6 protein-coding genes are annotated in these 7215 nt (G+C 56.7%); 2 read left to right on the top strand and 4 right to left on the bottom strand.

Annotation, left to right across the window (positions count from 1 at the left end):
* Positions 1–167: 167 nt before the first annotated feature.
* The gene (locus VLM75_05735; GenBank protein ID HSV96422.1) at positions 168–935 is read left to right on the top strand and encodes a dihydroorotate dehydrogenase electron transfer subunit; all 768 of its coding nucleotides are present in this window, start codon (positions 168–170) and stop codon (positions 933–935) included.
* A 6-nt stretch (positions 936–941) separates the two neighbouring features.
* Here the strand turns inward: VLM75_05735 and VLM75_05740 are convergent, their stop codons facing one another.
* Genes VLM75_05740 through VLM75_05750 form a run of 3 tightly spaced genes read right to left on the bottom strand, consistent with a single transcriptional unit; the run spans position 942 to position 4562 of the window.
* Positions 942–1448: a DUF4833 domain-containing protein gene (locus tag VLM75_05740; GenBank protein HSV96423.1), complete on the bottom strand. Its 507-nt coding sequence runs from the start codon at positions 1446–1448 to the stop codon at positions 942–944.
* Positions 1449–1478: 30 nt separating this feature from the next.
* A complete protein-coding gene (locus VLM75_05745) occupies positions 1479–2042 on the bottom strand; it encodes an isochorismatase family protein (protein HSV96424.1) in 564 nt (187 codons plus the stop codon).
* A gap of 15 nt (positions 2043–2057) precedes the next feature.
* On the bottom strand, positions 2058–4562 hold the full coding sequence (locus tag VLM75_05750) for a PBP1A family penicillin-binding protein (protein ID HSV96425.1): 2505 nt from the start codon (positions 4560–4562) through the stop codon (positions 2058–2060).
* A gap of 530 nt (positions 4563–5092) precedes the next feature.
* Between VLM75_05750 and VLM75_05755 the strand changes: the two genes are divergently transcribed.
* Positions 5093–5941, top strand: a complete 849-nt coding sequence (locus VLM75_05755) for a flagellin (GenBank protein ID HSV96426.1) — start codon at positions 5093–5095, stop codon at positions 5939–5941.
* A gap of 83 nt (positions 5942–6024) precedes the next feature.
* Here the strand turns inward: VLM75_05755 and VLM75_05760 are convergent, their stop codons facing one another.
* Positions 6025–7077, bottom strand: coding sequence for a lysophospholipase (locus tag VLM75_05760; protein ID HSV96427.1), 1053 nt, complete (start codon positions 7075–7077; stop codon positions 6025–6027).
* Positions 7078–7215 lie beyond the last annotated feature (138 nt).

Genomic DNA, 7215 nt, shown 5'->3' on the forward strand with positions numbered 1-7215 from the left:
AAGAACAAGGTGGCGGCCCCGTATTCCCGGGTGAAACCGGCCCGCATCCAGCCGGGAACACGGTTGATACAGCGGGTAAATAAACAACACCCGGTAAAAAATAGTATTGTATTAGTCTTTATACGGGGGAATCCTTGTTCCATCATTAATTCGATGGCGGCAAATAGATGGCACAGCTTATTGACAGGCCCTTGCCCATAGCACGGGACCATATCCTTTTAAAACTGAGGTTCGACGGAGCATGCGCACCGGAGCCAGGGCAATTCGTCAATATTAAAGCCGCGCCGTGCACCGACCCGCTCGTGCGACGGCCCTTTTCCGTTTTCGATTACAACGAAGGAATAATGGAGATCGTCATCAGGATTGTCGGAAGGGGCTCCAGGCTCATCAGCGGCTTCCCCGCCGGGGCGGACATCGACATGCTCGGACCGCTTGGAAAGGGATTTACCCTGATAAACGGCGGCCGCGCGCTCCTGATCGGAGGCGGCGTCGGCAATGCCCCGCTTTTCTATCTGGCACGGGAGCTGAAAAGACGCGGCACATCAGTTACCTTCGTATACGGCGCGCGCACGGCCGACCTCATATACTGCAGGGAACGATTTGCCCCGGCGGTCGACGAATTCATCATCTCAACGGATGACGGCTCCGAGGGGCGAGGCGGTTACTGCACCGAGGCCGGCTGCGAACTGCTCGCCGGTGGCGGCTTCGACCGCGTGTACGTCTGCGGCCCCACCCCGATGATGGCGGGCATGGCCCGCCTCGCCGCGGACAATCCCGCGCCGATGGAGGTATCGCTTGAAAATTATTTCGGCTGCGGCGTGGGGCTCTGCTCGGGTTGTACGGTCGAGACCGGTTCCGGGCCCATGCGTGCCTGCGTTGACGGACCGGTCATGGACGCGCGCATGATCAGGTGGGATTCCATTGGGGAGCGATAGGCTCACTCAGCGGGCCATAACTTTTTCGCGCAGGCGCTCCCCATTGGCCGTATCTACACCGAAGAGCACCACATGATCGACCACCGGAAATAGCGCCGAGCCGCCGGTCGCAATAAAAATACGAGAGAGATAGCTTCGCCGTCCATCGATATCCATGACCGCCATGGGGCGATTGTTTTCCAGCACCAGGCTGATGATCCTCCGGCGAAAGGAGCGTATTGCCATCCGGTAATAGCTCCCCTCCCGCACCGGCTCGATATCGAAACCATAGGCCCTGTGCTTCTCTATGTAATTCAGCTCTTCCCGCCGGTTGCCCTGTTCGCGCATAATCCAGTACGCATCGACGGGCCGCGCCCGGTTAAAAAGCCTGCCCGGAACCACGTTGGCGTCATAAACGACTATGTTGCTGTTGAGGCTTCTCTCTATTACGAAGAGCCTCTCCGGCGGCGACTCTCCGCCGAAAGTCGGCAGGCACACCGCAAGCGCGAAAGCGAACGCCGTGCATCGTATCATGTCGGTAATCTCCGTTCGGCGATTCGCCCATCACTTGAAAAGCGGCGAAAGCCTCTTGAATTCGTCGGTCCCGGAACGCTCTATAAACATAAATGCTATCGTCTCTGTCGGATAGATGACCGCGCCCGCGTCGCGCAGGGCGCTTATGGCCATCTTCCATTCGTGCTTCCGCCGCGAACACGCCGCGTCGGAGGCGACAACCACACGGAACCCCTTCGCGAGCAGGCTCAGCGCCGTGGTCAACACGCAGATATGAGTCTCGATGCCGCACAGAATGACCGATTTTCTGCCAAGCGAATTGATTCGCTCCTCGATCGCGCCGTCCAGCATGCAGTTAAAACAGGTCTTGTCGAAAGCGTTGATCCCGGCGAGATGATTTCTGATGTCCGGTATCGTCGGTCCGAGGCCCCTGGCGTACTGTTCGGTGACCACAACCGGCATTGAAAACGCTCCCGCCGTTTCGATCAGGATCCCGATATTCCGCACGACGTTCTTGCGGATGTCGTATTCCATCGAATTGAAAAGACGCTCCTGTATATCGATGACCATAAGACAGGTCTTTTCCTTTTCAAGGATAAAATTTTCGGGCGGCATGGCACCTCCTTCGATTCAATTTAACAAATCGCTGCCGACCTTGTCGAGGATGCGGTCGGTGTCCTTTTTCGTCTTAATGTTTTTCATAATGGACTGTTTCTGGCCGCCCGAGATGTTCTCCCTCGGGCCCTTGTGGAGCACCTTCACCTCATGGAGGGCGTCGCGGCACAGTATGCACTCCTCCTCCGGTTCGGTCCCCGGAATAAAAACTTCACCCACGCTGTTACGGCAGTTCGAGGACAGCGTGAGGCCTGAAATCGCGCAAACCTGCTTTTCCGAAAGGGCCGCGTATTGCGGGAAACTGTATCCCTCCTCGTTCCCGAGCGCGTCGCGCATGTAATCGCCCCAGGCCGGCGCGACCACGGCCCCCCCGGCCTGTCCTATCCCGAGAGAAAGCCCCAGCTTGTCGTACCCAATCCATATACAGGTGGTCAGCTGGGGGGAAAAACCGCAGAACCATGCGTCCTTCCAGTTGTTCGTGGTACCCGTCTTGCCGCCGGCCATCCGACCGATCGACGCGGCGGATCCCGTACCCGATGAAATTACCGACTGCAGAAGACTTATCATTATCTGCGCCGTTGCGGGCTGCAGCACCTGGATCGAGCCGTCCGCCTCGCGCTTCCTTATCAATGCCGCGATCTCTTCCTCATTGTTCTCGAGGACCAGGCCGTTGCGGTCCTTCACGCTTCTGACGCTGAAGGGGATGACGTCCCTGCCGCCGTTTGCGATAATCGCGTAGGCGCGCGCGAGCTCGAAGGGCGAAACCTCGAACGACCCGAGCGCAATGGAAAAATTCCGCGGCACCCGCCGTTTCGTATCCGCCGGGCTTAGCTTCAGAAGCCTGCCATAAAATCGCATTACGTATTCGATCCCGAGCGCGTCGGCGATGCGGATGCTGATTACGTTAATCGAGAGGGACAGCGCCTTGCGGAGGCGCAGCAGGCCGTAATATTCGCCCTCATAGTTTTCAGGCACCCAGTCCCCGCCCTCGGTATCGAGGTAGACCAGCGGCGAGTCGAGCACGGCGGTGGCGGGCGAAAACTTTTTCGACTCCATGGCGGCGGCGTACAGAAGGGGCTTGACCGCCGATCCCGGCTGACGCATCGACTGCATGGCGCGATTGAGCTGGTTGCCGCTGGTAAACTCACTCCCGCCCATCATCGCCTCGATATAACCTGTCCGATGGTCGATCGAGATGAGACAACCCTCCACTTTCTGATAATCCTTGTCGTCGGCGTACCCCACGCGATAGTGCTCAATGGTCTCCCCCAGGGCATCGCCGCCGGTGAGATAATTTATGATCTCCAGCTCGTCTATCACCCTTTCCTTGAGCGCATCGTTGACTTTTTTCACCTCGTGCGATCCGGTCCGCCTGAAGGGATTGCAGTTAAACAGGAGCGAAAACACGTCGACCAGCGGACCATACTGTTCCGTAATCCGGTCCTCCTGCCTGAATGCGAGGCTCCCCGAAACCACCGTCTGTCGCTTGAGGGCCGGCGGCAGCACCCGCTGGGCCGCCAGCTGCTTGGCGAGGTCCATGGTGGTGTACACCAGGAGGCCCTCCTCGTATACCTTTTCCTCTCCGTACTTTTTTACCAGCATACGGCGAACGTACTCGGTAAACCACGGGGCCTTGTCGATCCTCGATGACCAAGTGTTCATGGTGGGGGGGCGCTCGTTTATATGATAGAGATAATCAGGCCAGAAATCGAGGTATGCCTTCTCAGCCTGCGGAATGGTTACATATCCCGCCTCCACCATCTTGGCCAGCACAATCTTGTGCCGTTCGAGGGCGCGCTCCGGAAAGCGTATCGGCGAGAGATTGTTGGGCGATGACGGCAGCGTGGCCAGAAGCGCGCACTCGGCCAGGTTGAGCTCCCATACGTTTTTGTTAAAGTAAAACTGCGATGCCGACTGTACACCGTAGGCCCCGTGCCCCAGGAATATCTGGTTTAGGTACAACGTCAGTATTTCGTCCTTGGTATAGAATATCTCCATCATGATGGAGATAAAAGCCTCTTTGACCTTGCGAAAGATGCTTCTTTCGCCGGAGGTCAGTAGAATCTTTGAGAGCTGTTGCGTGATGGTGCTTCCACCCTGGCGGATCCGACCGGAAAAAACATTGATGAAGAACGCCCTGGCTATCCCCTTCGGATTGATGCCGAAGTGCTCGTAAAACTCGTTGTCTTCTATGGCCACGAACGCATGGGCGAGGTTTTTGGGGATTTTCGCAAGCGGTACGACCTCGCGCTTCTGCCTGAAGAGCTCGGCCACCAGTACGCCGTTTTTATCGAATATTTTGGTTGGCACCTTGGGTTCGAAGCTCGCCAGCGATCTCACCCGGAAAAAATCCACGACGAGTATGATGATGAAAGCGCACAGCACCCCGGCCGCGATCCCGGCGATGAGCGCCCGGGGATTGCGAAAGCGCGCAGAGAACCCGCCCAGCGTGTTCAGAGCCCATTGTGCAATTCCCGGTAGACGCGAAGCGCCGCCCCGGCCCGAAAGTGGGGATCTCATCCGCGGAGAATACCCGCCGAATCTTTTTACCATTAGCTAAACCTTTACCCATGCCCGTGCGGCCCGTTTTCACAGCACAAAACGGCCGACCGCCATTATTTACAAGAACAAAACGACCTCTTCCGGATTTGCTCCGGATCGTAAACTCAGCACCACCATTCTGTAAGAATGGAAATCGATTTCCAGTAACCTGCCGGCTGCGTCAGTATAAACGGCCATGCCGCATGGAAAAGTAATTTTGCTAAAAAATAAAAAAAATCTAATCGAATGGAAAAACACTGAAAATAATCTATATTCAATGATAATTAGATATATACCGCTCTAATCGTCTATAATCAGTCTCCAATATATTTTTTAAACTGACGACCTTCAGGATGATCACTATGAGTACTGGGCTTGTTGTGAAACTGGAGAACGCAAAGGTTTCCCCCCGTCACCGACGGAAGGGGCCCCGATGTTCCCGGGTTTTGCAACAACTCTATCCATAGCTGCTATCAGGGACGATAGCTGAAAATTCAAGGAGGAACGATATGATCATAAACCACAACGTGAGCGCGATATTCGCCCACCGAACCCTCAAATTCCACGACTGGAATATTACACAGGACATCGAGAAGCTGTCGTCGGGCCTGCGGATCAACAAGGCGGGCGATGACGCCTCCGGGCTTGCGGTATCCGAAAAGATGCGCTCCCAGATAAGCGGCCTCCGCCAGGCGGAACGCAACACCGAGGACGGCATGTCCATGATCCAGACCGCCGAGGGATACCTGCAGCAGACCCACAACATCCTTCAGCGCATACGGGTGCTGGCGGTCCAATCGGCCAACGGCATCTACACTCCCGAAGACCGCCAGCAGATACAGGTGGAGATTTCCGAGCTCGTCGACGAAATCGACCGCATTTCCTCGCAGGCGGAATTCAACAAAATGAAGCTCCTCACCGGATCATTTGCGCGCCTGCACCCGACGGCGTCAATGTGGTTTCACATGGGCCCGAACATGCACCAGCGCGAGCGGGTATTCATCGAGACCATGACCACGGCGGCTCTGGGACTGCGCAATCCCACCGTGCTGACCTTCATTTCAATCTCGACGCCCGGCAAGGCGAACTCGGTCATCGGCATAGCCGACGAGGCATTGCGCATCATCTCCAAGCAGCGGGCCGACCTGGGCGCTTACTACAACCGGCTCGAGCACGCGGCGAAGGGCCTCATGAACGCCTACGAGAACGTGCAGGCCTCGGAAAGCCGCATACGCGATACCGACATGGCCGAGCAGATGTCGTCGTTTGTACGCTACCAGATTCTTACGCAGGCCGCGACGGCCATGCTCGCGCAGGCGAATACCAAGTCACAGACGGTTCTTCAGTTGTTACGATAAGACCTCAGCCAGCATCGCAGTATCATTTAAAAAAGCCGGGCACTCCCACCCGGCTTTTTTATCTGGGGGCTCTTTTAAAACGCTTACCGCTTTTTTGCCGACTTCATCTTTATCGCGGCGGCTTTTCTGGTCGGAGCTTTTTTCTTTGCCGGCCTGCCTGCCGGTTTATTGGTTTTTTTCGCCAGCGATTTTTTCGCCTTTTTCAAGACGGACTTCTTTGCCGTTTTCCTTTTCTTCACGGCCTTCGTGGTTTTAGCGGTCTTTTTCGCTCCTGCCGATTTCGCACCGAGCCGCATGGTGATCCAGCCGGCCAGAACATCCAGCACCTTCGTACGCTCCGGCGGGGTCTCGTTCATGGTCTCATGATACAGCCCGGAAAAAACAAAGAGCGCCTTGTCCCTCGCCGGTGTGGACACGCTCGCGTAAACGCGTTCGCTGCCACGGTAGTCCACCATCTTGTCCGCCTTCCCGTGGATCACCAGCAGCGGCATTCGTAGTTCGGATGCGCGCCTGAGGCACTCCTCCCCGGCGGCGATAAATTCCGTATACCAGCGGGCCGTCACCTGATCGTGGACGAGCGGATCCTTAACGTAGTCGTCGACAGTCTGACGATCGTGCGAGAGGTCATTGGCGTCGAGTTCGTTGCGCATGGAAAGCGCGGGGATATGACGTGAAAAGAACAGCCCCATCTTCTTCTTCCACTTGGGGACCTTTACGGCGAGGACGAGCCCCGCCGACGAGAGTACGAGCGCCTTCGGGCCCGCCGGGTAAGTCAGCGCGTACTTCATCGCGATGACTCCGCCGAGGCTGTGCCCAAGGAGCACCACGGGCAGCGATCCGTATTCGTCCTTTATCTGTGTCATGAAAACATTCAGATCCTGGATGTAATCCATGAAGGATGCGATATGCCCGCGTTTACCGCCCGATCGCCCGTGCCCCCGGTGGTCGAGCGCGTAGAAGCTCACGCCGCTCCCCTGCATCCGATCGATAAGGTTCGCGTAACGGCCGGAGTGCTCGCCCAGACCGTGTGCGAGAACCACGATCCCCTTCGGCCTCTCCGACATCCACTCCCGGAAATAAATCTCGACACCGCCCTTTCCGATAAACGTCCCCGTTCCGTGTTTGTATCCCTTCATTTAATTCCCTCCGGAAATATGCTTCACCCAGCCCGCCCTGCACCCACCGAAACGTGGATATTCCTGTCCGCGCCGTCGCGCGGCATGGCCCCGCGAACGGCATACGGACGCGATAACTCTATACCCGCGAAAAATCAA

It is taken from the genome of Spirochaetota bacterium, from assembly GCA_035477215.1.
Lineage (GTDB): Bacteria > Spirochaetota > UBA4802 > UBA4802 > UBA5368 > MVZN01.